General features: G+C 72.3%; 1 protein-coding gene. It reads right to left on the bottom strand.

What is annotated here, in order from left to right:
- Window positions 1-24: 24 nt before the first annotated feature.
- Window positions 25-165: a hypothetical protein gene (locus EEJ42_RS50755; RefSeq protein WP_184503017.1), complete on the bottom strand. Its 141-nt coding sequence runs from the start codon at window positions 163-165 to the stop codon at window positions 25-27.
- Window positions 166-795 lie beyond the last annotated feature (630 nt).

Raw genomic sequence — 795 nt, forward strand, 5'->3', positions numbered from 1 at the left:
GAAGACAGTGACGCCGCATTCCGGTCACTGATCGGGCTTGTCATCGGGCAGCCCAGGGTCCGGGGCGGGCACGTGCCGGAGATAGATGCGATGCTCTCCGAAGATCGTCCGGCATTCGGCCTCGAACGTCCCGGCCGGGGCGAACTCCTTGTTCCTCGGGCCCATCGCGCGGCGGATCTCATAGGCGCCTTGGCGGGCACAGCCCGGCGTGTGGTCCTGGCCGAACAGGGCCTATTCACCGGAACGCTCGCGGAGTGCTGCGGCGAACGCCTCGCGCTGCGCCCTCAGGCGCGGGACCGGCGGGGCCGGAGCTTCGAAGCGAATGACGTTCGGGGTCGAATTCTCGACAGACATGACTACGGGGGTCCCTCTCGTTGTCGTGGACAGGTTTGTCGTGGACAGGTGCATGAGCCCGGAGGCCAGGGCCGGGCACAGCGGCACGGCGGGCCTTCCNGCATGAGCCCGGAGGCCAGGGCCGGGCACAGCGGCACGGCGGGCCTTCCCCGGGCACTCCCGGGGCCAGTGATGGGGTGCTTGGCTCCGACACGGCGGCCTGGGAAGGCGGAACGGGGTGCCGAGCCGCCCCCTGGGGGATGGTGGGGGCGACCCGACCGCCGGAGGCTTCAACCAACACCTCGGGGGGTGGTGCGGGAGCATCCCGTCCGGCACCACCCACACTCCCCCAGGCGAGGGCAAGCCCCGCAAACCCCCCGGGCCGGGCCGGGAGGGGCGCGGGGCGGTGGGCGGGACAGATCGCCTGGCCGGGCAGGTTGAGGGTGGCCAGCGTGCGTCGGC

The organism is Streptomyces botrytidirepellens (assembly GCF_003721215.1).
Classification (GTDB): Bacteria; Actinomycetota; Actinomycetes; order Streptomycetales; family Streptomycetaceae; genus Streptomyces; species Streptomyces himastatinicus.